A 20,451-nucleotide genomic window follows, 5' to 3' on the forward strand; every position below is an offset into this window, starting at 1 on the left:
GCAAGAGGGTAAAGTGTTCCGGCAATTTTACGGAGAGAAATGCAATGGACAGTGCGATCAGCTTTACGCTCATTCCTTCCGGAACAATGCCGGATTCCCTTCAGCGCCGTTTTCCTTCGCTGGCAAAACTAAACGATCCTGAATCGACGAAAGAGCTCCCTATGTTGGTTGCCGAAAAAAAGGGTGAACCTGTTGCTGTGGCTGTGCTTCAACATGAAAAGCGCCATAACGGCATCATGGTTGAAGATGCAACCTTAACCCTGCTTGAAGTCGATCAGGCAAGCCGTCTGCAGGGGATAGGTAAAAACCTACTGAATGCGCTAGAGGCCTATGCCGCAACCGTCACTTGCGAGCTTAAAGTGGACTGCGGTGCAGTCATTGGACGTAAACCTATGCAGGTGCTGTTGACCAATTCCGGCTACGAGCCTCCTTTTGCTTGTGGTGAAACTAAAACCACGACGTGGAAGAAGTCTCTAGTTTAATAAGGGATTCTATTTAGGAAAACCGCGCCAACGGGGTGGTATAAGGTTACAATTAAAGTAGTGAGCTGTTTGCTTAATCCAGAATTTAAGGGAATGCGATATGAAAAAAATTGAAGCGATTATCAAGCCGTTCAAGCTTGACGACGTGCGCGAAGCGCTGGCAGAAGTCGGAATCACAGGTATGACGGTGTCTGAAGTTAAAGGCTTCGGTCGCCAAAAAGGCCATACCGAACTGTATCGCGGTGCCGAGTACATGGTGGACTTCCTGCCAAAAGTAAAATTGGAAATCGTGGTAGCAGACGATGCGGCGGACCAATGTGTGGAAACCATTGTGCAAACAGCACAAACCGGGAAGATCGGTGATGGTAAGATTTTTGTGACCGACGTCGAGCGCGTAGTGCGTATTCGTACCGGAGAAGAAGATGAAGAGGCGATCTAATCGCCTAACTGACTATTGATAAAAGACCGCCGACTGGCGGTCTTTTCGTTTCAATTGCGTTTAATAACAAACCACATAGCGGTCTGGCCTATGGTTCATGGTTAGCACTAGGTTCAGTACAAATGCCCCAATTACCGAACAGGCAAGCAGCCATGGTGAGACAAAAAAGAATGAAGCCAGCAGGATCGCAATATCAATTGTCATCTGAACGTTGCCTGCGCGAATGCCAAACTTATCCTGGCAGAAGAGAGCCATTACATTAAAACCGCCAAGGCTTGCGTTGTGACGAAAGATCATCAACATGCCCACACCCATTAGAAGACCGCCAATCAAACCGCAGTAAAGTGGTTGAAGCCAGCCGATGGTAAATACATGGGAGATGTGGTCAACGATTAACGAAACCATAGCGCCTACAAAAACACTGCGTAGGGCAAACTGGGTACCGAAACGGTGCCATCCCATGATGTAGAAAGGCACGTTCATTAGAAAGTAAAGGGTACCGAAAGAGAGGTCGGTAAACTGGGCGACTAAAAGTGCCAGACCTGTCGTACCACCAGTCAGCAAGCCTGCTTGCTGAAGGAAATAAACACCCTGTGCCACAATGAACGCACCAGACAGGATCGCAATCATGTCTTCTAACTGTGAATGTTTGGGCTGATAGCTCAACGCAATAACTCCTAAAATGTGTCGTTTTTAAAGGGATTCACGACGCAAGAATGTACTCGCAAAAAGCCGGGATGCTTGATTCTCTCTGGAATCATTCCACGGCACTGCTTTCACTATAAGCGAATGAAAAGCAGGGCATCTTAAAGAGATTGTATAAGGGAGAAAAGAGGCGGGATGAACTTGCGTAAGCGCTTGTGTCACCAACGGCTTACGGAGTGTAAAGTTCTGTGGTTTACAGTATGTGACATTGGTCAATGTGAATTCAATTCATGATTGGAATGAGAAAAGACCATGTTCACTCAGGCAAAAAAAATGTGATTCCTACTACCTGTTGCGCAACAAATTTTGTAGAATCGCAGCCAATAGGAATGCAATGACGAAAACGTTTGCGTCCGCGTGGATACTGGCGTTTTCAATTTGGTGTAAATCAACCCAAGCCAGGTTGAGCAGATAATTTGCCAGCGCGAGTTATCCGGTCAACTTGGTACCCAGGGAACTATCTGAGTCAGGAGATACAGATGCTAAAGCGTGACATGAACATCGCTGATTACGATGCGGAGCTGTTTGCCGCGATCCAGGAAGAAACTGCACGTCAGGAAGAGCACATCGAGCTCATCGCGTCAGAAAACTACACCAGCCCTCGCGTTATGGAAGCGCAAGGTTCCCAGCTGACGAACAAATATGCGGAAGGTTACCCAGGCAAGCGCTACTACGGCGGTTGTGAGTACGTAGACAAAGCGGAAGCGTTGGCTATCGACCGTGCATGTGAACTGTTCGGTGCCGAGTACGCGAACGTTCAGCCACACTCAGGTTCTCAGGCAAACAGCGCTGTTTACATGGCACTGCTGAATCCGGGCGACACTGTTCTGGGCATGAGCCTGGCTCATGGTGGTCACTTGACTCACGGTTCACCGGTTAACTTCTCTGGTAAGCACTACAATGTGATTCCTTACGGTATCGACGAAGCAGGCCAAATCAACTACGACGAGATGGAATCACTGGCGCTTGAGCACAAACCTAAGATGATTATCGGCGGTTTCTCTGCCTACTCACAAATCGTTGATTGGGCGCGAATGCGTGAGATTGCAGACAAAGCAGGCGCTTACCTGCTTGTTGATATGGCGCACGTTGCTGGTCTTGTTGCAGCCGGTGTATACCCAACGCCAATCCCACATGCACACGTTGTGACTACCACCACCCACAAAACCCTGGCGGGCCCACGCGGCGGTCTTATCTTGTCTAATGCAGGCGAAGATATGTACAAGAAGCTGAATTCAGCTGTCTTCCCAGGTGGTCAGGGTGGTCCTTTGATGCACGTGATCGCGGCAAAAGCCGTTGCTTTCAAAGAAGCGATGGAGCCAGAGTTCAAAGCTTACCAGCAGCGTGTTGTTGACAATGCAAAAGCCATGGTAGGTCAGTTCCAAGAGCGCGGTTACAAGATCGTATCTGACAGTACTGAAAACCACCTGTTACTTGTGGATCTGATTGACAAGAACATCACGGGTAAAGATGCAGATGCAGCGCTGGGTGCAGCAAACATCACTGTGAACAAGAACAGCGTGCCAAACGACCCACGTAGCCCATTCGTCACTTCTGGTATCCGTGTTGGAACCCCGGCGATCACCCGCCGTGGTTTTACTCAGGAAGATACGAAAGAGCTGGCGAACTGGATGTGTGATGTTCTGGATGACATTGAAAACGCAGAAGTTATCGAAGCAACCAAAGCGAAGGTGCTGGAAATCTGCAAACGTCTGCCAGTTTACGCATAAGTTGTTATCTGATTGAAAAAAGCACCTTCGGGTGCTTTTTTTGTGCCTATTTTCACCACTTTCGCGCTTTCTCAAGTCTGCAAATCGGTTACACTGTTCACCAATTGTTTAAGGAGGCGAGATGCACTGTCCATTTTGTGGTGCGAATGACACCAAGGTCATTGATTCACGACTGGTCGCAGACGGCCATCAGGTGCGTCGTCGTCGCCAGTGTTTGGCGTGTAACGAACGTTATACTACGTTCGAAACTGCAGAGCTGGTGATGCCGCGTATCATCAAAACTAATGGCAACCGAGAGCCATTTAACGAAGATAAATTGCGTGGCGGTATTCAACGAGCTCTCGAAAAGCGTCCGGTGAGCACAGACGATATCGAAAAGTCTATTAACACCATTAAATCAACCATTCGCGCTACAGGCGAACGTGAGGTGTCTTCGACATTGGTAGGCAATCTGGTGATGGATGCACTGAAAGAACTTGATAAAGTCGCATACATTCGCTTTGCTTCTGTGTATCACAGTTTTGAAGATATCCGAGACTTCGGTGAAGAAATAGCCCGCCTGGAAAAATAAGCGGTTACATGTTTTCAATTTTTGACACTCAAATGATGCTGCGCGCCCTTGAACTGGCGAAACGCGGTATTTACACCACTGCTCCTAATCCGAATGTTGGCTGCGTGATCACTCAAGGCGATGATATCGTCGGAGAGGGATTTCATTTCCGTGCCGGAGAGCCTCATGCGGAAGTGCATGCGTTGCAGGCTGCTGGTGAGAAAGCTAGAGGCGCCACTGCTTACGTTACCCTTGAGCCTTGCTCTCACCATGGGCGAACACCACCTTGTGCTGACGCATTAGTTGCGGCGGGCGTTAGCCGCGTAATATGTTCCATGGTAGACCCGAATCCGAAAGTGGCTGGACGTGGTATAAAGCGCATGCGTGATGCAGGCATTCAGGTCGAGGTCGGTTTAATGCAGGCGCAGGCTGAAGCGCTCAACCCTGGTTTCATCAAGGTGATGAAAACCGGTCTGCCGTTCGTCCAGTTAAAGCTGGCCTCCAGTCTTGATGGTCGTACAGCGCTGGCAAATGGTCAGAGCAAGTGGATAACCGGGGCTGAAGCCCGTGCAGATGTTCAGGCGTTCCGTGCTCAGGCCAGCGCAATTCTCTCAACCAGTCAGACGGTACTGGATGATAATCCATCTCTTAACGTGCGCTGGGAAGAGCTGCCTGACGCTGTTAAAGCAGAGTATGCCCAAGATGATTTGCGTCAACCTGCACGCGTGATACTGGATACCCAAAGGAAGGTGAGTGAACATGCCCATCTTTTCTCTTTGGAAGGTGACGTTATTATAGTGACAGCTTCTCAAGCAGATTCAGACAATGATGCGTATAAAGTGCTGACTGTTGCAAAAGACTCAGGAAAGCTTGACCTGAACATTACCATGCGTGCATTGGCATCAGATGGTATCAGCCATATCTGGGTAGAAGCAGGTGCCACGCTGGCGGGTAGTTTGCTGAATGCAGGCTTAGTGGATGAGATGATCGTCTATCAAGCACCAAAACTCATGGGCATCGACAGCCGTGGTTTGGTTAACCTGAAGGGAATGACCTGCATGAACCAGGTGCCAACCTTCGAGTTGACTGACGTGACCTGCATTGGCAACGATGTGCGTCTTCGCATGCAAAAGCCGCAGTCCGAGTAAAATTTAAAGTGAATTAGTATGTTTACAGGAATTATTGAAGCGGTTGGTCACATTCAGAAAATCACCCCAAAAGGTGGAGATATTTCGCTAACCGTGGAGAGCGGCAAGCTGGACCTAGCTGATGTCAAGCTAGGTGACAGTATTGCCACGAATGGTGTGTGTCTGACCGTGGTTGCCTTGACTGGAAACGGTTATGTGGCAGATCTGTCGGGTGAAACGTTGAATCGCACTGCGTTTGCAACGTATAAAGCAGGCCAGAAAGTGAACCTGGAAAAAGCCATGCTGCCAACGACACGTTTTGGTGGTCATATGGTATCCGGCCATGTTGACAGTGTCGCGACTGTGGTTTCTCGTACCCAAACAGGGCGTGCAATTGAGTTTTGGCTTGAAGCGCCAAAGGAGCTTGCTAAATATCTGGCAGAAAAAGGCTCTGTCACTATTGATGGTATCAGTCTGACGATCAACGAGATTGATGGCAATCGATTCAAACTGACCATTGTGCCGCATACCGCACTGGAAACGACGATTGAAGATTTCGTCGTTGGACATCAGGTCAACATCGAGGTGGATGTGATTGCCCGCTACCTTGAACGATTAATGATGGGCGACCGAGCAGCGCAGCAAAGTGGTGTTGGCGGTTTGACCATGGAAAAGCTCGCCGAATCGGGCTTTTTGAGATAACTGAACCGAACAAACCGGTAAGAACAGGGACAGAGCCATGCCAATCAGCAGTGCAGAAGAGATTATCGAAGATATCCGTCAGGGCAGAATGGTTATACTGATGGACGATGAAGATCGCGAGAATGAAGGCGACCTTATCATTGCAGCAGAAAAAATTACGCCGGAAGCCATCAACTTTATGGCGACATATGGCCGTGGCCTGATTTGTCTCACCATGACTAAAGATCGTTGCCAACGCCTTGGTTTACCGCTGATGGTCAGCGATAACAACGCGCAGTTCTCTACGGCCTTCACTGTTTCGATTGAAGCGGCAGAGGGGGTAACAACGGGTATTTCTGCCGCCGATCGTGCGCGAACAGTGGAAGCAGCCGTTGCACCCAATGCAGTTGCCGCTGACTTGGTTCAGCCAGGACATATTTTCCCGTTGATGGCGCAGGATGGTGGCGTGCTGACCCGAGCGGGTCACACTGAGGCCGGTTGTGATTTGGCGCGTCTTGCTGGCTACTCCCCAGCAGGTGTGATTGTTGAAATACTTAATGAAGATGGCACCATGGCACGCCGTCCGGACCTGGAAAAGTTCGGAGAGAAGCATGGCATCAAGCTAGGTACCATCGCTGATTTGATTGAATATCGTAACAATAACGAAACCACCATTGAGCGCGTGGCAGAATGTAAACTGCCAACCGAGTATGGTGAGTTTGATCTGATCACTTACCGCGACACTATCGACAGCCAGGTGCATTATGCCCTGCGTAAAGGTGAGGTGAGCAACCAGCCAACGCTGGTGCGTGTTCACCTTCAGGATACCTTTACGGACTTACTGCACTCTGACCGATCAGCAGAGCGTAGTTGGTCATTGAGTGATGCGATGAAACGTATCAATGCTGATGGTGGAGTGCTGGTTATTCTGGGTAAAGAAGAGTCATCTTCGTCCATCATCAACAAAGTACGTACCTTCGAAGCGCAGGACAAAGGCGAGAAACCGGCAGCCGCCAAATGGCAGGGCACCAGCCGCCGTGTTGGTGTCGGCTCGCAAATCTTGGCGGATTTGGGAGTGACGGATATGCGTTTGTTATCCTCTACTAACAAGCGCTACCATGCACTATCTGGCTTTGGCCTGAAAGTGGTCGAGTACGTCGTCGACTAAACTAAAACGACGCTGACAGAGAAAACGCAGCCTATGCTGCGTTTTTTAATTTATAGCCTGTAGGATTCGACGCAAATTCCTGCCCGGATAACCGCTGGCGGCTTTGCAGAAAAGTGTGATAGAATCCCGCGGTTTCTCAATCCGGATAAATAAGTCACAGGAAGGCCCATGAAGGTAATCGAAGGTGCGTTCGCAGCACCAAATGCTCAAGTTGCTATCGTTATCTCCCGTTTCAACAGCTTCATTAACGAAAGCCTGCTGGATGGTGCTATTGATGCGCTGAAGCGTCAGGGCCAGGTAAGCGAAGACAATATCACTGTAGTACGTTGCCCAGGCGCCTACGAGCTGCCATTGGTGGCGCAACGTGTTGCTAAAAGCGGCCGTTACGACGCAATTATCGCGCTGGGATCTGTGATCCGAGGCGGTACGCCACACTTTGACTATGTGGCCGGAGAATGTAACAAAGGTCTGGCACAGGTGGCACTGGAGTTTGATACTCCTGTTGCATTCGGTGTGCTGACCGTAGACACCATTGAACAAGCCATCGAACGCGCGGGTACCAAGGCTGGTAATAAAGGGGCAGAGGCTGCACTAAGCGCGCTTGAAATGGTAAACGTACTGTCCCAAATCGAATCCTAATCGGGGGTTACTGTGAAACCAGCCGCACGGCGCAATGCGCGCCATTTTGCACTACAAGCAATTTACTCATGGCAACTGACGCAAGGTAACGTAGCTGATATCGAAGCTCAATTCCTGGCAGCAGACAACTATGAAGAAGAAGAGCATCAAGCAGAAGAACCACGTCTGCGCCAACCAGAAACTGATGTAGATTATTTCCGTGATCTGCTGGCGGGTGTCGTTCTGAACTACCAGGAAATGGACAGCAAAATGCGTCCTTACCTGTCTCGTCCAATTCAGGATCTGGATGAAATGGAACATGCACTTCTTCGTCTGGCTATGTATGAACTGTGCAAACGCGAAGACGTTCCTTACAAAGTAGTTATTAACGAAGCGATTGAGCTGGCGAAGCGTTTCGGCGCAGAAGACAGCCACAAATTCGTGAACGGTGTGCTGGATAAAGCGGTACCGACGCTGCGTAAAAAGTAATATCGAGTTAAGACTTCAAAGGCCAGCCACGCTGGCCTTTTTCTTAGGGATGGAATAATGGCCGGTAACGAATTCGACCTGATAAACCGTTACTTTAAATCGCAGCCAGTCACGCGCCGCGATGTGGACTTGGGTATTGGAGATGATGCTGCCGTCATCACTGTGCCGGAAAACTGCCAACTGGTCGTCACGACCGATACCTTGGTAGCAGGAACCCACTTTCTCCCCGATGCTGATCCTGTAAAAGTCGCGCATAAAGCGCTGGCTTCCAACTTAAGCGATCTTGCTGCCATGGGCGCTATGCCCGCATGGTGCTCTCTTGCTTTGACACTCCCTGAACCAAATGAAACTTGGCTTTCAGCGTTCTGTGAAGGCTTTTATAAGCTTGCTGAGTACTATCACGTCCAACTGGTTGGTGGTGACACGACTAAAGGCCCCCTGAGTATTACGATGACGCTTCAGGGTATTGTCCCTGCTGGTAAAGCCATTCGTCGTGATAGTGCAAAAGCGGGTGATTGGCTTTATGTGACAGGCAACCTTGGCGACAGTGCAGCGGGTCTTTCAGTCATCTTAAACGGCAATAAACCAAAGAATGACACTGAAATTACACTGCTTAACCGCCACTATTATTCTGAGCCGAGAGTTCTTGCAGGGCAGGCGCTACGTGAAATTGCTTCGTCGGCACTGGATATCTCTGATGGTCTGGTGGCGGATCTCAAGCACATCCTGAAAGCCAGCGGCGTGTCCGCGGTTATCAATGCGGAAGCTTTGCCAGTATCCGAGGAACTAATCACTTTTGTCGGTGATGAAGAAGCGGCAGCGAAAATCGCACTGACCAGTGGCGAAGAGTACGAGCTTTGTTTTACCGTACCTGAGAGTCATCGTGGTGCGGTTGATGCGGCCTTTGCGCATACCAATACTGTCGTGACCTGTATCGGTCAGATTCGACATGGTGAAGGCGTAATAGTGCAATGGCAGGATAAACCTGTCGATTGGTCCCTGAGTGGCTGGGATCATTTCTCCGAGTGATGTATGAATAATCCGAATAGTAAAGTTCGTCTTTCCAACCCTGTTCATCTCCTGGCAACAGGCTTTGGCTCTGGCCTCTCTCCCATTGTGCCGGGCACCATGGGTACGCTGGCTGCGGTGCCGTTTTATTATTTGCTTGTGAGCTTTTCTCCCCTCGCATTGGCAGTCGCTATTGTGGTTGGTTCTCTGGTGGGAATTTACCTTTGCGAACGCACCTCAAGTGATATGGGCGTGCATGATCATGGCAGTATTGTCTGGGATGAGTTTGTCGGATTTTGGATCACCATGTTTCTTGTCCCTGTGACTGACTGGCAGGTTGTTCTAGCCGGTTTTATCATTTTCAGGTTTTTCGACATGGTGAAGCCTTGGCCTATCAGTTGGCTGGATAAGAAAGTGCATGGCGGCTTTGGGATCATGCTGGATGATATTGTGGCAGGTTTGATGTCAATGGTGATACTTTGGATAGGCTACACGTACTGGCTCAGTTAGTCTGCGGCATTACGAAATAGAAAACGGCGCTGAATGCGCCGTTTTTAATATATTTTTTAGAAGTTATTCACCCAGATAACGTCGGATTTGTGCTTCAATGCCTTTACCGTCTATCTCGAGTTCTTCGTGCAATTCCTGCTGTGTGCCTTGGTGGATAAACTTATCTGGCAAACCAATTTGGAGCACTGGTTTGATTTGACGTGACTTCATCAGATACTCAAGCACACCTGAACCTGCTCCGCCGGAAATCGCATTCTCTTCGACTGTCACCAGTACATCATGAGACGTGGCAAGCTCGTCAATAAGAGCTTCGTCCAATGGTTTTACAAAGCGCATATCTGCAACGGTAGCATTCAAGTTTTCCGCCGCTTCCAGTGCATAAGGCATCATGGTACCGAAATTCAGGATAGCAATCTTTTCACCTTGACGGCGAATAACACCTTTACCGATCGATAGCGCAGTCATGACCTCTTCTACTTTGGCGCCACAGCCATTACCGCGTGGATAGCGAACGGCGCTTGGCCCCTGATGAGTGTGGCCGGTATAGAGCATCTGGCGACATTCATTTTCGTCACTCGGCGCCATGATCACCATGTTTGGAATGCAACGCATAAAGCTGAGATCGAATGCACCCTGGTGCGTTTGTCCGTCAGCCCCCACAAGGCCGCCACGGTCAATGGCGAACATGACCGGTAAGTTCATGATCGCCACATCATGGATCAATTGGTCATAACCGCGTTGTAGGAAGGTAGAGTAAATAGCAACGACAGGGTTGTAGCCACCAATCGCCATACCTGTACCTAGGGTGACAGCGTGTTGCTCCGCAATCGCGACGTCAAAGTAGCGATCCGGAAATTCTTTGGAGAATCGCACCATACCAGAGCCTTCGCGCATAGCTGGTGTTATCGCCAGAAGCTTCTCGTCTTCCATTGCCATATCACACAGCCAGTCTCCGAAGATCTTGGAGAAAGTAGGGCCTGATGATTTGGCTTTTGGAAGGGTGTTTTCAGCTGGGTTGAATTTAGGCACAGCGTGATATCCAATCGGGTCTTTCTCCGCCGGCTCGTAGCCTTTGCCTTTTTTGGTCATGACATGCAGGAACTGCGGCCCTTTAAGGTTTCGCATGTTCTTTATGGTTTTCACCAGCTCTTCAACGTCATGGCCATCAACAGGGCCAATATAGTTAAAACCCAGCTCTTCAAACAGAGTGCCCGGCACAACCATACCTTTCAGGTGCTCTTCTGCGCGGCGGACCAACTCTTTAATCGGTGGCGCACCGGACAGCACTTTCTTGCCGCCTTCGCGGATAGAGGTGTAGAAATTACCCGAAAGCAGTTGTGCCAAATGGTTGTTCAGTGCGCCGACGTTTTCTGAGATCGACATTTCGTTATCGTTCAGGATCACCAGCATATCTGCGTGTACGTCGCCAGCATGGTTCATGGCTTCGAATGCCATACCGGCAGTGATCGCGCCGTCACCAATCACACTGACGACTTTACGTTCGCGACCTTCTTTAGCTGCCGCAATCGCAAGCCCTAACGCTGCGCTGATTGAGGTTGAGCTATGGCCAACAGACAGTACGTCATATTCGCTTTCTTCCCGCCATGGGAAAGGGTGTAAGCCGTCTTTTTGACGGATAGTTGTGAGTCGCTCGCGGCGGCCGGTCAGAATCTTGTGTGGATATGCCTGATGGCCTACATCCCAGATCAGGTGATCGAAAGGGGTATTGTAGACATAGTGAAGCGCCACGGTCAGCTCAACGGCGCCAAGACCTGATGCGAAGTGGCCGCTTGAATGGCTGACGGAGTTGAGCAGATACGTTCTGAGCTCGTCGCACAACTTCGGCAGAACGTCACGTGGTAGTGTTCTGAGTTCGTCAGGTGTGTCTGCCAGCGCGAGCGTTGGGTATTTAGAAATATCGAGAGTCATATATTCGTTTTATGGCGCTATTTGTTTTAGTTCTTGCGCTCGATGATATACCGGGCGAACAGTTCTAATTGCTCTGTATTGTAGGGGATCGCCTGCAGGGCTTGTAGTGCTTCTTGGTAAAGATGCTCGGCTTTCTGCTTTGCGCCCTCCAGTCCCAGCAACGCCGGGTAGGTGCTTTTTTCCGCTTCGAGATCGGAACCTTGAGGTTTTCCAAGGGTTTCGGTGTCGCTGATGATATCTAAAATGTCATCCTGCACTTGGAAGGCAAGTCCGATAGTATTTGAAAATGTATCCAGTTCTGGGAGGTATGTTACACCTCTTTCACCCGCCGCCAATGCGCCGAGACGAACCGCACAGCGAATAAGGGCTCCGGTCTTGTGGCGGTGAATGGTTTCCAGCGCTGCTAAGTCGACTTTCTGACCTTCCGCTGCCAGATCTAATGCCTGTCCCAGACACATACCAGCAGCACCGGATGCAGATGCCAGTTCTTTCACCATTTGAATACGGTACGCGTTACCTTCCGCAGAAAGATCACCCTCTGCCAGAATGGTGAAAGCCAGTGTCTGCAGGGCATCACCCGCAAGAATGGCAATCGCTTCATCATAAGCAACATGACAAGTTGGCTGACCACGACGCAGAGCGTCATCATCCATGGCGGGTAAATCGTCATGGATAAGCGAGTAAGCGTGAATACACTCAACCGCGACTGCTGGGGTGTCCAGAGCCTCCTCTGGAGCGCCAAACAACTTACCAGTTACATACGTCAGGTAAGGGCGAACACGTTTGCCGCCGAGTAACGCACCATGCTTCATAGCCTGGATCAAAGGCTGTTTATCGTTGCCGAGGTTGTCCAGCCAACGTGAAAGCTGCACATTGCTGCGGTTTTGGTAATGAATGAGGGTGGAAGTTAAAGCAGTATCACTCATCGCGCGTGTCTTCAAATTTTTCCAAAGGGGTGTTGTCGTCTTGCGCGAGCAAGATCTCCACGCGTTGCTCGGCGTCAGAGAGTGTCTTTTGTCCCTGGCGAGCCAGAGAAATCCCGCGTTCAAATTGCTTTAGCGCCGCGTCGAGCGGTAAATCACCACTTTCAAGGCCATTAACAATCGTGTCTAACTCTTTGAGTGTTTCTTCAAAGGTCATGTTCTCAGGTTTCTTAGCAGCCATGATAAATCCAGAACGATCAGAATGGCGGAGAAGTTAACCCAGCGCCTGTTAAGGGTCAAACGCTTGAGTGAAAATCTGCGCTGCTGGGGGAGATTTTCTGGGGTTATGGACGATTGCGGCCTGAATTTTGCGTGTGTTTTCGACAGCGGCAAAAAATTGTCGTCCAATTCAATCTCGACTTCCTCTATTCAGAAGTGGACATTGAGCTTAATCTTGAGAGGAAAATCTGCATCTTGAGATGAGATGGGTATAAAATTTAAAGTACGCGCTAAATCTATCGCTACATCTGCCGTTAACGGAAGGGCAGACAGCGAATTCAGTCATACTCAAGCGGTTTAATAACCTGCAATCTCAGGTCGCTTGGGAATACGTCACTATTCTTTCTGGCTAGTAAAAATTAAGGGGATCGTTCCGTGGATCTGGCGACACTCATAGGTATTTTGGGCGCCTTTGCCTTCATCGTCATGGCGATGTTGCTTGGTGGCACCATAAGCATGTTCGTAGATGTTCCTTCAACGTTAATCGTATTTGGTGGCAGCCTGTTTGTTGTATTGATGAACTACACCATGGGCCAGTTCTTTGGTGCATTTAAAATTGCGGGAAAGGCTTTTATGTTCAAAGCAGACGACCCGGAAGACCTTATTGCCAAAATCGTAGAGATGGCAGATGCAGCACGTAAAGGTGGCTTCCTCGCCTTGGAAGAAATGGAAGTACCGAACTCCTTTATGAAGAAAGGGGTCGACATGCTGGTGGATGGTCACGATGCCGAAGTGGTGAAAATGACACTTCAGAAAGACATTGTGATGACAGACGAGAGGCACGATGCTGGCGCACAATTTTACAGTGCATTAGCAGATGTAGCCCCTGCTATGGGGATGATAGGTACACTGATCGGATTGGTAGCCATGCTTTCAAACATGGACGACCCGAAAGCGATCGGCCCTGCGATGGCGGTAGCACTTTTGACAACACTTTACGGCGCAATGCTGGCAAACATGATTGCGATTCCAATCGCCAGTAAGCTTCGCATGCGTAAAGATCAAGAGAAAATGAACCGACGTCTTATCATGGACGGTCTTTTAGCAATACAGGATGGTCAGAACCCACGTGTTATTGACGGCTACCTGAAGAACTACCTCAACGAGAAGAAACGTGCAGTTGACGTAGAGGGATAAGGAGTCGGAGATGGATGAAGAATGCAAATGTGGCCCCCCCGGACTACCAGCCTGGATGGGGACTTTCGCAGATTTGATGTCACTGCTGATGTGTTTCTTCGTACTTCTGCTTTCGTTCTCGGAAATGGATGTATTGAAGTTCAAGCAGATCGCGGGCTCGATGAAATTCGCTTTCGGTGTACAAAACCTGCTTGAGGTAAAAGACATCCCGAAAGGTACCAGTGTGATTGCACAGGAGTTCCGCCCGGGCCGTCCAGAGCCCACGCCTATTGAAGTTATCATGCAGCAAACCATCGATATGACGCAGCGTACGCTCGACTTTCAAGATGGTGAATCAGATCGTGCGGGTGGTTCACAACGCGATTCAGCAAAATTGGATGGGGGCTCTACCGCAACTGAAGCGTCCATGCAGGAGCAGGAACAGGATACAGAACAGATGTCGAGTACTGCCCAAATGGTCGTTCAAGCGCTTGAGCGTGAAGTGGAAGAAGGAGCCGTTGAGGTAGAAAACCTGGGGCAGCAACTGATTATTCGCATCCGCGAAAACGGCGCTTTTCCGGCAGGCTCAGCTTTTCTACAGCCAAAATTTCGTCCTTTAGTCCGTCAGATCGCTGATTTAGTGAAAGACGTACCGGGCGAGATCCGCGTTTCCGGCCATACCGACAACTCACCGTTGGACTCCGAGCTTTATCGCTCTAACTGGGATCTATCTGCGCAACGCGCTGTTTCTGTTGCCCAGGAAATGGAAACAGTGACAGGTTTTGACCCAATGAGAATGCGGGTTGAGGGACTCGCTGGCTCTTCACCCCGCGTGCCGAATGATACACCTGAAGGCCGGGCTCAAAACCGTCGTGTGGAGATTGCCATTATGCAAGGTAAGCCGAAAGAATCTGATGAGATTTCTACCAGTGCTCCGGTTGAGTCTATTCAAGAAAACTGAATCTTTTAAATCCCTTACAAAAGGCAGCACATTGATGCTGCCTTTTTTGTTTTTGTACTCACTTCAGTGTGGTTATTTCGAATACGTTATGCTTGAGGTATAATCCGCGCCTTTGTTAAAGCCGTAGCGAAACCTGTTATGAAATTTATCGTCAAAATTCACCCTGAGGTGATGGTCAAAAGTGAATCTGTACGGAAGCGCTTCACGAAAATTCTGGAAACTAACATCCGAAATATTCTTAAGCGAAAGTCAGACGCTATGTCGGTGTTCAACCGTCGTGATCATATCGAGGTTTCGCTAAAAGACGCGGCTGAGCGTGATATTGCATTGAGTCTATTGACCAACACACCGGGTATTCACCATGTGTTGGAAGTTGAGCAAACGCCGTTTACTGATCTGCACAACATCTATGAAATCGTATCGGCAACGGTGGCACATCAGTTGGAAGGCAAGTCTTTCTGTGTTCGTGCCAAGCGTCGTGGCAATCATGACTTCACGTCTATCGACGTAGAGCGCTACGTGGGTGGTGGTTTGAACCAAGATGTTGAATCAGCCCGTGTTCAGCTGAAAAAGCCTGACATGGTTGTACACCTGGAAGTAGACAAAGAAAACGTCAATGTGGTTCGTGAGCGCTTTAAAGGACAGGGCGGCTTCCCACTGGGTACACAGGAAGACGTGTTGAGCCTGATATCTGGCGGTTTCGACTCCGGTGTTTCCAGCTATCTGCACATCAAGCGTGGTAGCAAAGTACATTATTGTTTCTTCAATCTTGGCGGCGCAGCACACGAGATTGGCGTTCAACAAACCGCCCACTACTTGTGGGAGAAGTTTGGTTCTTCTGCCAAAGTGAAGTTCATTTCCATTGATTTTGAACCTGTCGTCGCGGAGATCCTTGAGAAAGTCGATGACGGCCAGATGGGTGTCGTTCTTAAGCGCATGTTTGTGCGAGCAGCTTCCATGGTGGCGGAAAAATTTGGCATCCAGGCATTGGTGACTGGTGAAGCTTTAGGGCAGGTATCGAGCCAGACGCTGACCAACTTGCGTATGATCGACAATGTGTCTGACACTCTGATCCTGCGTCCTTTGATCAACTGGGACAAAGAAGACATCATCAATCTGGCTCGTGATATTGGTACTGAAGATTTCGCGAAGACCATGCCGGAATACTGTGGTGTGATTTCACGTAAGCCAACCATCAAGGCTGAGAAAGCGAAGTTAGAAGCGGAAGAAGCGAACTTTGATTTCAGCATTCTGGATAAAGTGGTTTACGACGCCCGAATCATGGATATCCGTGATATCGGCAAGCAGAGTAAAGAAAAAGCGCCAGACGTTGAACTGGTGGACGAAATTGCTAAAGGTGCCGTGGTGCTGGATATCCGTAGCCCTGAAGAAGAAGACGAAAAACCATTGGAAATTGATGGTGCGGAAGTGGTGCACATTCCATTCTTCAGACTGGCAACCAAATTCGGCGATCTAGACCAGAGCAAAACTTATTTGCTCTACTGTGATCGGGGCGTGATGAGCAGGCTGCAGGCTCTCTACCTGCAAGAAAATGGCTACGCGAATGTGAAGGTATACCGTCCGTAAGGCTGATCCGAGAAAGCGTAGCGAGAAGACTTAGAAATCAAAAAACCGACCTATCGAGGTCGGTTTTTTGGTTTGAGGTATACCCAGTGCAGGGTTAAGCGAATTTCTTTTCGTAATGGAGGTTGGGAATAATCACCATTGGTTCTACGACTTCTCGGGCTTTGTCTTTGCCTGCCAGCAAGTAAACAATCTCAATAGCAAACTCCAACGCAGTGCCCGGACCTTGGCTGGTGATCAGTTTGTGGTCGTGATCAGTGAAGACCCGACGGCTGTTCTGCTTATCTGCCGGAATATGGTCTATAAATGCTGGGTGGCAGGTTTTATAAGCGTCTGGGAACAGCTGGTTCTTCTCAATCACCAAAGCAGGCGCTGCACAGATTGCCGCTACCCATTTCTGGTCACACTGCTGCTGTTTAATCATTTCAACAACCAATGCACTTTCTCCCAAGGCTTTAGCGCCTTCGACGCCTCCCGGTACAACAATGCAGTCAAACTCTTCATCGGCAACTTTGACCAGTGGAATGTCTGCTGTCAGTTTTACACCACGTGAACACGTCAAAGTGAGCTCACCATTTTCTGCAGCACTTGCAGTGGTGACGTTAAATCCAGCACGTACCATAACGTCAATAACCGTTACGGCTTCCATTTCTTCTGTGCCTTGGGCTAGGCACACCAATACGCTAGGCGTGGTCATAGGATTGCTCCAAATTCTTGATGGCTTGATACAGCGCCCGGTTTTCAGGTACCGCTATATCGTGTGATTCTGCTCGGCTGATCAGGTAGCCGGTAATAAAGTCTATTTCCGAGTGACGTTTGAAGTGCACGTCCCGATTCATCGAAGAGTGGTTTTCTGCGGTGGCTTTCGCGACCTGTAATGCGTGTTGTAAGACGTCACCCGATGCGATGTTTAATCCTTCAGCTTGCATGACCAAAGCGATCTCTTCACTTAATGTGTTTAGCTGCTCTCGCAAGCTATCAGAAAGCAACTCGCCATTCTGACACTGACGCAGTGCAGTCATAGGATTGATCATACAATTGACGGACAGTTTCCGCCAAAGCGCGGTCTGAATATTCTTTTCCCATTGAGCACTGGGTAGAGCATGGCTGAAAACGTCAGCAAGAAAGTCACACTGTTTTCCACTGACATTCGCACCACCCAGGCGTGTTTCCCCAAGGCCAGTACGTCGTAATACCGATGGAGAGAGCTTTAAAGCGCCGTGGGAGGTCGTGGCAAGTACCAGAGGGTTTGTGTCCAGTGTTTGAAGAACAGCATCAGCTGTACCCATGCCGTTGTGCATTAAGACTACTGGGGTATCTGGATGAAGATAAGGCTGTATAAGATGGATGGCATCCAGCACCTGGAAGGCTTTGACGCAAACCAGAACACAGTCGCTTTCCTCAATGCGAGCGGATTGGTTGCAGGGAAAAATCAGTGGACTCTGATGTTCGAATCCCAGCGTGATGTCAGACTCTTCTTTGCGGGTGACAAAATGAACCTGATGCCCAGCTTCAAGTAGTTTTAAACCCCATAACGCACCGACCGCACCGGCACCGACAAGCGTAAAACGCATGCTTCATCCTTATTGTTTAACTGGCTGAAAGCATACCATTGTTGATACAAGAGCCGAACGCAGAAAAGCAAAAAGGCAGCCATTTGGCTGCCTTTCCACAACTAGCATCTATATTACAGGTGCATACCAATGCGGAAGATAACTGCGTCACCGTATCCGTCAACACTCAGTTTGTTGTAGAAGTAGCGGTAGGTTAGGCCAGTGTAAACTGATTCAGTGATGTCGTACCACAGGCTTACTCCACCATTGTGACCGATTTTACCGTACTGAAGTGCCGCGTAATCGTCGTTACGATCGAACTCGATTTCATGCCAATTTGTAACCATCATTGGCTGACCAGCGATCTCGAAGTTGTATATTGCAGTCCAACCTGCCATGTAGCCGTTGAAACCAGAAGCGTTTGTGTAGCTTTCTAGATTGCCTTCTGCATTGTACTTTTCACCAGTGTTGTCGATAGACAGGTCGTGAACACCAATAAATGGATTGAATGACCAGCCCTCACCATTCAGGCCAAGGTAACCAAAGCCCAGAACACGGTTTTGTTCGTTAGTGAATTTGTTGTCTTTAAGATCGTAAACCTGACCGTAAAGGGTCACTTCATCAACAATTTTGTAGTGAGCTGTGAACTTTGCTGCTTGGCTGCGGCTGTCTGAAGCTTGATCTAGTTTCTCATACTCATAGAAGCCGTAAACTTGACCCCAATCGAAACCTGCACCAGCTTCAGCACCGATAGTTACATGCTCATCACGAGTATTTTCAACACCACCGAACTTGTCGTCACCGTTAGTCCATTTCAGGTAGTCTGCATATACGTTTGCAAAACCGTAATGATATTCCGCTTGAGCTGGAACAGCCGCAGCTGCTGCCAGAACGCTAAGTGCTACTACTGATTTACGCATCTTGAGTTCTCTTTACACTGTCAGAAAAGAAATGGCAAAGACACCTATTGGTTGGACCTCCGCCGTAACGGGCGCCATTCTATGGGAAAGTTCAAAAAATAAAATGCAATGAAATCGCAATCATTTTCTAATTGTGATTTAGATCCCGTTGAAAAGGAATGTATTAGAGATATGTGTTTCAAAAGATGATCAGAAAGGCGGTTTAAACAGGATTTGAGATATGAATCCGCGACAATTGTCGCGGATTAAACACAGATTAGGCCGTTTTCTGCATGTCTTGCAGCTTTTTAAAGTGCTTTCTGAGCCCAACAATCATGGCAAGGCTTGGAATGACCATGATTGTGGTGAGGATGAAGAAGAAGGACCACGGATCAAGCCAGCTGATGTTGTGAGTCCATTCAAACTGTTCAATCCAGTCGACCAATGAGCCACTGAAGGACGAGAGGGTTGTCCTGCCAAGGTTGCCCAGAGACGCCAGCAAAGCATATTGGGTTGCGGAGAACGCCCTGCCTGTAAGGAAAGTCAGGAAGGATACAAAAGCAATGGTTGCAAATGCACTGGTAAAGTTATCCACGATAATGGTTGCCAGGAACAGGTTCTCATTCGGTCCAACCTGCGCCATCAGCGCAAACATCAGGTTACTGGCAGCCATAGCAATACCACCAATCAGAAGCCCTTTAACGACGCCGAAGCGAACGTTAATCGCGCTGCCAATCAAAGTGAAAACAACAGTGGCTCCCCAACCGATCAGCTTAGAGTAATAGCCAATCTGTTCATTGCTGAACCCCACTTCTTTGTAAAAGACGATCGACATACGGCCGAGGAAGGCTTCACCAATCTTGAACAAAAATACAAAGAGGAGAAGAGTGAGTGCGACTTTTACACCATTGCGTCTGAAGAATTCAGCAAAAGGTTCAACGATGGTCACTGAGAACCATACCGGAATGCTGTTCTCGCCTTGATTTAATCGCTTAGCGTAACGTGATTCAGCTTCAGCTTGCAGTTTGTCTCGTTGTGAGTCCGGCTCGCCAACAAATAGCGTAAACAGAATAAGAAGCACAATAAAACCTGCCATGCCGTAGTAAACGCCATTCCAGCCTATTGAATCAGCATTGATAAAAGCGAAATAGCCAGGAAGGCTGTAACCTGTCCACCAACCAATCACAGCCATGGCGGCAGCCTGCGGCATTTTGGACTTTTCCTGCTCACCAAAACTGTCTATACGGAATGCATCTACAGCGATATCTTGGGTGGCCGAAGCCAGCGCAATGGTGAATGCAAGAACAGAGGTTAGCCAAAGGTTAAATGAAGGGTTGGTATTGGCAATGAAAAGTGTACAGACCAACATAATGACCTGCATCAGTAAGATCCAACTGCGTCGTTGACCCAAGGTGCGGTGCAGCACGGGTAATTTTACCCGGTCAATCAGTGGCGCCCACATCCAGTTGATCGCATATACCGCGAAAATAGAACCGAATAAACCGATTGCTGTTCTGGTAAGGCCTGCGTCTTTCAGCCAGCCTGACATGTTTGAACCAATTAAAAGCAATGGAAAGCCGCTTGCGCAGCCCAACATGAAGACCCATAGGAGTCTGCGGTCAAGATAGCTATTCAGCGTCTCGCGCCAAGTTGGATGGGAAGAGGGGGACATCAGTGTACGTCCTTGTTATCTGTATAGG

The 20,451-nt window shown here is 49.0% G+C and carries 22 protein-coding genes; 14 read left to right on the forward strand and 8 right to left on the reverse strand.

The genetic code is table 11. From position 1 onward, the window contains the following. Positions 1–44: 44 nt before the first annotated feature. Both GMA8713_RS09410 and glnB read left to right on the forward strand, forming a co-directional pair. Positions 45–482: a GNAT family N-acetyltransferase gene (locus GMA8713_RS09410; protein ID WP_062708439.1), complete on the forward strand. Its 438-nt coding sequence runs from the start codon at positions 45–47 to the stop codon at positions 480–482. 100 nt (positions 483–582) lie between these two features. Next, a complete protein-coding gene (glnB, locus tag GMA8713_RS09415) occupies positions 583–921 on the forward strand; it encodes a nitrogen regulatory protein P-II (protein WP_062708442.1) in 339 nt (112 codons plus the stop codon). Positions 922–981: 60 nt separating this feature from the next. Here the strand turns inward: glnB and GMA8713_RS09420 are convergent, their stop codons facing one another. Further along, a complete protein-coding gene (locus tag GMA8713_RS09420) occupies positions 982–1,551 on the reverse strand; it encodes a DUF6198 family protein (protein ID WP_062708550.1) in 570 nt (189 codons plus the stop codon). A gap of 554 nt (positions 1,552–2,105) precedes the next feature. On the opposite strand from GMA8713_RS09420, the gene glyA reads away from it, so the two are divergent. The 9 genes from glyA (at position 2,106) to pgpA (ending at position 9,507) form a co-directional block, all read left to right on the forward strand. Next, positions 2,106–3,356, forward strand: a complete 1,251-nt coding sequence (glyA, locus tag GMA8713_RS09425) for a serine hydroxymethyltransferase (RefSeq protein ID WP_062708445.1) — start codon at positions 2,106–2,108, stop codon at positions 3,354–3,356. Between the two features lie 121 nt (positions 3,357–3,477). Continuing rightward, positions 3,478–3,927 (forward strand): transcriptional regulator NrdR, encoded by a 450-nt coding sequence (gene nrdR / locus GMA8713_RS09430; protein ID WP_002536993.1) that lies wholly within the window; start codon positions 3,478–3,480, stop codon positions 3,925–3,927. Positions 3,928–3,935: 8 nt separating this feature from the next. Next, positions 3,936–5,054 carry a bifunctional diaminohydroxyphosphoribosylaminopyrimidine deaminase/5-amino-6-(5-phosphoribosylamino)uracil reductase RibD gene (gene ribD, locus GMA8713_RS09435; RefSeq protein WP_062708448.1) on the forward strand — a complete coding sequence of 373 codons (1,119 nt, stop codon included), beginning with the start codon at positions 3,936–3,938 and terminating at the stop codon, positions 5,052–5,054. A gap of 18 nt (positions 5,055–5,072) precedes the next feature. Continuing rightward, complete coding sequence (locus GMA8713_RS09440; RefSeq protein WP_062708450.1) at positions 5,073–5,735, forward strand: riboflavin synthase; 663 nt, start codon at positions 5,073–5,075, stop codon at positions 5,733–5,735. 37 nt (positions 5,736–5,772) lie between these two features. Next, positions 5,773–6,882: a bifunctional 3,4-dihydroxy-2-butanone-4-phosphate synthase/GTP cyclohydrolase II gene (ribBA, locus tag GMA8713_RS09445; RefSeq protein ID WP_062708453.1), complete on the forward strand. Its 1,110-nt coding sequence runs from the start codon at positions 5,773–5,775 to the stop codon at positions 6,880–6,882. Positions 6,883–7,050: 168 nt separating this feature from the next. Next, positions 7,051–7,521 carry a 6,7-dimethyl-8-ribityllumazine synthase gene (gene ribH, locus GMA8713_RS09450; RefSeq protein ID WP_002536998.1) on the forward strand — a complete coding sequence of 157 codons (471 nt, stop codon included), beginning with the start codon at positions 7,051–7,053 and terminating at the stop codon, positions 7,519–7,521. A gap of 12 nt (positions 7,522–7,533) precedes the next feature. Continuing rightward, positions 7,534–7,989, forward strand: a complete 456-nt coding sequence (gene nusB / locus GMA8713_RS09455) for a transcription antitermination factor NusB (protein ID WP_002537000.1) — start codon at positions 7,534–7,536, stop codon at positions 7,987–7,989. 57 nt (positions 7,990–8,046) lie between these two features. Beyond that, positions 8,047–9,018 carry a thiamine-phosphate kinase gene (thiL, locus tag GMA8713_RS09460; RefSeq protein WP_062708456.1) on the forward strand — a complete coding sequence of 324 codons (972 nt, stop codon included), beginning with the start codon at positions 8,047–8,049 and terminating at the stop codon, positions 9,016–9,018. 3 nt (positions 9,019–9,021) lie between these two features. Then, positions 9,022–9,507: a phosphatidylglycerophosphatase A gene (pgpA, locus tag GMA8713_RS09465; protein ID WP_062708459.1), complete on the forward strand. Its 486-nt coding sequence runs from the start codon at positions 9,022–9,024 to the stop codon at positions 9,505–9,507. 63 nt (positions 9,508–9,570) lie between these two features. Here pgpA and dxs read toward each other — a convergent pair whose 3' ends face one another. The 3 genes from dxs to xseB are packed head-to-tail and all read right to left on the reverse strand — an operon-like array spanning position 9,571 to position 12,600. Continuing rightward, the gene (gene dxs / locus GMA8713_RS09470; RefSeq protein WP_062708461.1) at positions 9,571–11,436 is read right to left on the reverse strand and encodes a 1-deoxy-D-xylulose-5-phosphate synthase; all 1,866 of its coding nucleotides are present in this window, start codon (positions 11,434–11,436) and stop codon (positions 9,571–9,573) included. A gap of 26 nt (positions 11,437–11,462) precedes the next feature. Continuing rightward, the gene (ispA, locus tag GMA8713_RS09475) at positions 11,463–12,362 is read right to left on the reverse strand and encodes a (2E,6E)-farnesyl diphosphate synthase (protein WP_062708463.1); all 900 of its coding nucleotides are present in this window, start codon (positions 12,360–12,362) and stop codon (positions 11,463–11,465) included. Next, positions 12,355–12,600, reverse strand: coding sequence for an exodeoxyribonuclease VII small subunit (xseB, locus tag GMA8713_RS09480; protein WP_062708465.1), 246 nt, complete (start codon positions 12,598–12,600; stop codon positions 12,355–12,357). Before xseB ends, ispA begins: the two co-directional genes overlap by 8 nt. A gap of 413 nt (positions 12,601–13,013) precedes the next feature. On the opposite strand from xseB, the gene pomA reads away from it, so the two are divergent. The 3 genes from pomA to thiI all read left to right on the forward strand — a co-directional run bounded on the left by pomA (position 13,014) and on the right by thiI (position 16,302). Further along, complete coding sequence (gene pomA / locus GMA8713_RS09485; RefSeq protein WP_062708467.1) at positions 13,014–13,775, forward strand: flagellar motor protein PomA; 762 nt, start codon at positions 13,014–13,016, stop codon at positions 13,773–13,775. Between the two features lie 10 nt (positions 13,776–13,785). Next, positions 13,786–14,715 carry a flagellar motor protein MotB gene (locus GMA8713_RS09490; protein ID WP_062708469.1) on the forward strand — a complete coding sequence of 310 codons (930 nt, stop codon included), beginning with the start codon at positions 13,786–13,788 and terminating at the stop codon, positions 14,713–14,715. A 138-nt stretch (positions 14,716–14,853) separates the two neighbouring features. Beyond that, a complete protein-coding gene (thiI, locus tag GMA8713_RS09495) occupies positions 14,854–16,302 on the forward strand; it encodes a tRNA uracil 4-sulfurtransferase ThiI (protein ID WP_062708472.1) in 1,449 nt (482 codons plus the stop codon). 94 nt (positions 16,303–16,396) lie between these two features. Here thiI and GMA8713_RS09500 read toward each other — a convergent pair whose 3' ends face one another. The 4 genes from GMA8713_RS09500 to GMA8713_RS09515 form a co-directional block, all read right to left on the reverse strand. Beyond that, positions 16,397–16,996, reverse strand: a complete 600-nt coding sequence (locus GMA8713_RS09500; RefSeq protein WP_062708475.1) for a DJ-1 family glyoxalase III — start codon at positions 16,994–16,996, stop codon at positions 16,397–16,399. Further along, positions 16,983–17,873: a 2-dehydropantoate 2-reductase gene (locus GMA8713_RS09505; protein WP_062708478.1), complete on the reverse strand. Its 891-nt coding sequence runs from the start codon at positions 17,871–17,873 to the stop codon at positions 16,983–16,985. The genes GMA8713_RS09500 and GMA8713_RS09505 overlap by 14 nt, the downstream gene beginning before the upstream one ends. A gap of 113 nt (positions 17,874–17,986) precedes the next feature. Continuing rightward, a complete protein-coding gene (locus GMA8713_RS09510; RefSeq protein ID WP_062708481.1) occupies positions 17,987–18,772 on the reverse strand; it encodes an outer membrane protein OmpK in 786 nt (261 codons plus the stop codon). Positions 18,773–19,028: 256 nt separating this feature from the next. After that, entirely contained in the window at positions 19,029–20,423 is a 1,395-nt protein-coding gene (locus tag GMA8713_RS09515) for an AmpG family muropeptide MFS transporter (RefSeq protein ID WP_062708484.1), read from the reverse strand. Positions 20,424–20,451: the final 28 nt, after the last annotated feature.

Source organism: Grimontia marina (assembly GCF_900060185.1).
GTDB lineage: Bacteria > Pseudomonadota > Gammaproteobacteria > Enterobacterales > Vibrionaceae > Enterovibrio > Enterovibrio marinus.

Bases quoted from the DNA above. Each gene is read 5' to 3' on its own strand.
- GMA8713_RS09410 (WP_062708439.1), top strand. From the start codon at position 45: ATGGACAGTGCGATCAGCTTTACGCTCATTCCTTCCGGAACAATGCCG.
- dxs (WP_062708461.1), bottom strand. From the start codon at position 11,436: ATGACTCTCGATATTTCTAAATACCCAACGCTCGCGCTGGCAGACACA.
- ribH (WP_002536998.1), top strand. From the start codon at position 7,051: ATGAAGGTAATCGAAGGTGCGTTCGCAGCACCAAATGCTCAAGTTGCT.
- GMA8713_RS09515 (WP_062708484.1), bottom strand. From the start codon at position 20,423: ATGTCCCCCTCTTCCCATCCAACTTGGCGCGAGACGCTGAATAGCTAT.
- ribBA (WP_062708453.1), top strand. From the start codon at position 5,773: ATGCCAATCAGCAGTGCAGAAGAGATTATCGAAGATATCCGTCAGGGC.
- ribD (WP_062708448.1), top strand. From the start codon at position 3,936: ATGTTTTCAATTTTTGACACTCAAATGATGCTGCGCGCCCTTGAACTG.
- GMA8713_RS09440 (WP_062708450.1), top strand. From the start codon at position 5,073: ATGTTTACAGGAATTATTGAAGCGGTTGGTCACATTCAGAAAATCACC.
- GMA8713_RS09510 (WP_062708481.1), bottom strand. From the start codon at position 18,772: ATGCGTAAATCAGTAGTAGCACTTAGCGTTCTGGCAGCAGCTGCGGCT.
- glnB (WP_062708442.1), top strand. From the start codon at position 583: ATGAAAAAAATTGAAGCGATTATCAAGCCGTTCAAGCTTGACGACGTG.
- nrdR (WP_002536993.1), top strand. From the start codon at position 3,478: ATGCACTGTCCATTTTGTGGTGCGAATGACACCAAGGTCATTGATTCA.
- pgpA (WP_062708459.1), top strand. From the start codon at position 9,022: ATGAATAATCCGAATAGTAAAGTTCGTCTTTCCAACCCTGTTCATCTC.
- GMA8713_RS09490 (WP_062708469.1), top strand. From the start codon at position 13,786: ATGGATGAAGAATGCAAATGTGGCCCCCCCGGACTACCAGCCTGGATG.
- GMA8713_RS09505 (WP_062708478.1), bottom strand. From the start codon at position 17,873: ATGCGTTTTACGCTTGTCGGTGCCGGTGCGGTCGGTGCGTTATGGGGT.
- GMA8713_RS09500 (WP_062708475.1), bottom strand. From the start codon at position 16,996: ATGACCACGCCTAGCGTATTGGTGTGCCTAGCCCAAGGCACAGAAGAA.
- ispA (WP_062708463.1), bottom strand. From the start codon at position 12,362: ATGAGTGATACTGCTTTAACTTCCACCCTCATTCATTACCAAAACCGC.
- thiL (WP_062708456.1), top strand. From the start codon at position 8,047: ATGGCCGGTAACGAATTCGACCTGATAAACCGTTACTTTAAATCGCAG.
- GMA8713_RS09420 (WP_062708550.1), bottom strand. From the start codon at position 1,551: ATGATTGCGATCCTGTCTGGTGCGTTCATTGTGGCACAGGGTGTTTAT.
- xseB (WP_062708465.1), bottom strand. From the start codon at position 12,600: ATGGCTGCTAAGAAACCTGAGAACATGACCTTTGAAGAAACACTCAAA.
- thiI (WP_062708472.1), top strand. From the start codon at position 14,854: ATGAAATTTATCGTCAAAATTCACCCTGAGGTGATGGTCAAAAGTGAA.
- glyA (WP_062708445.1), top strand. From the start codon at position 2,106: ATGCTAAAGCGTGACATGAACATCGCTGATTACGATGCGGAGCTGTTT.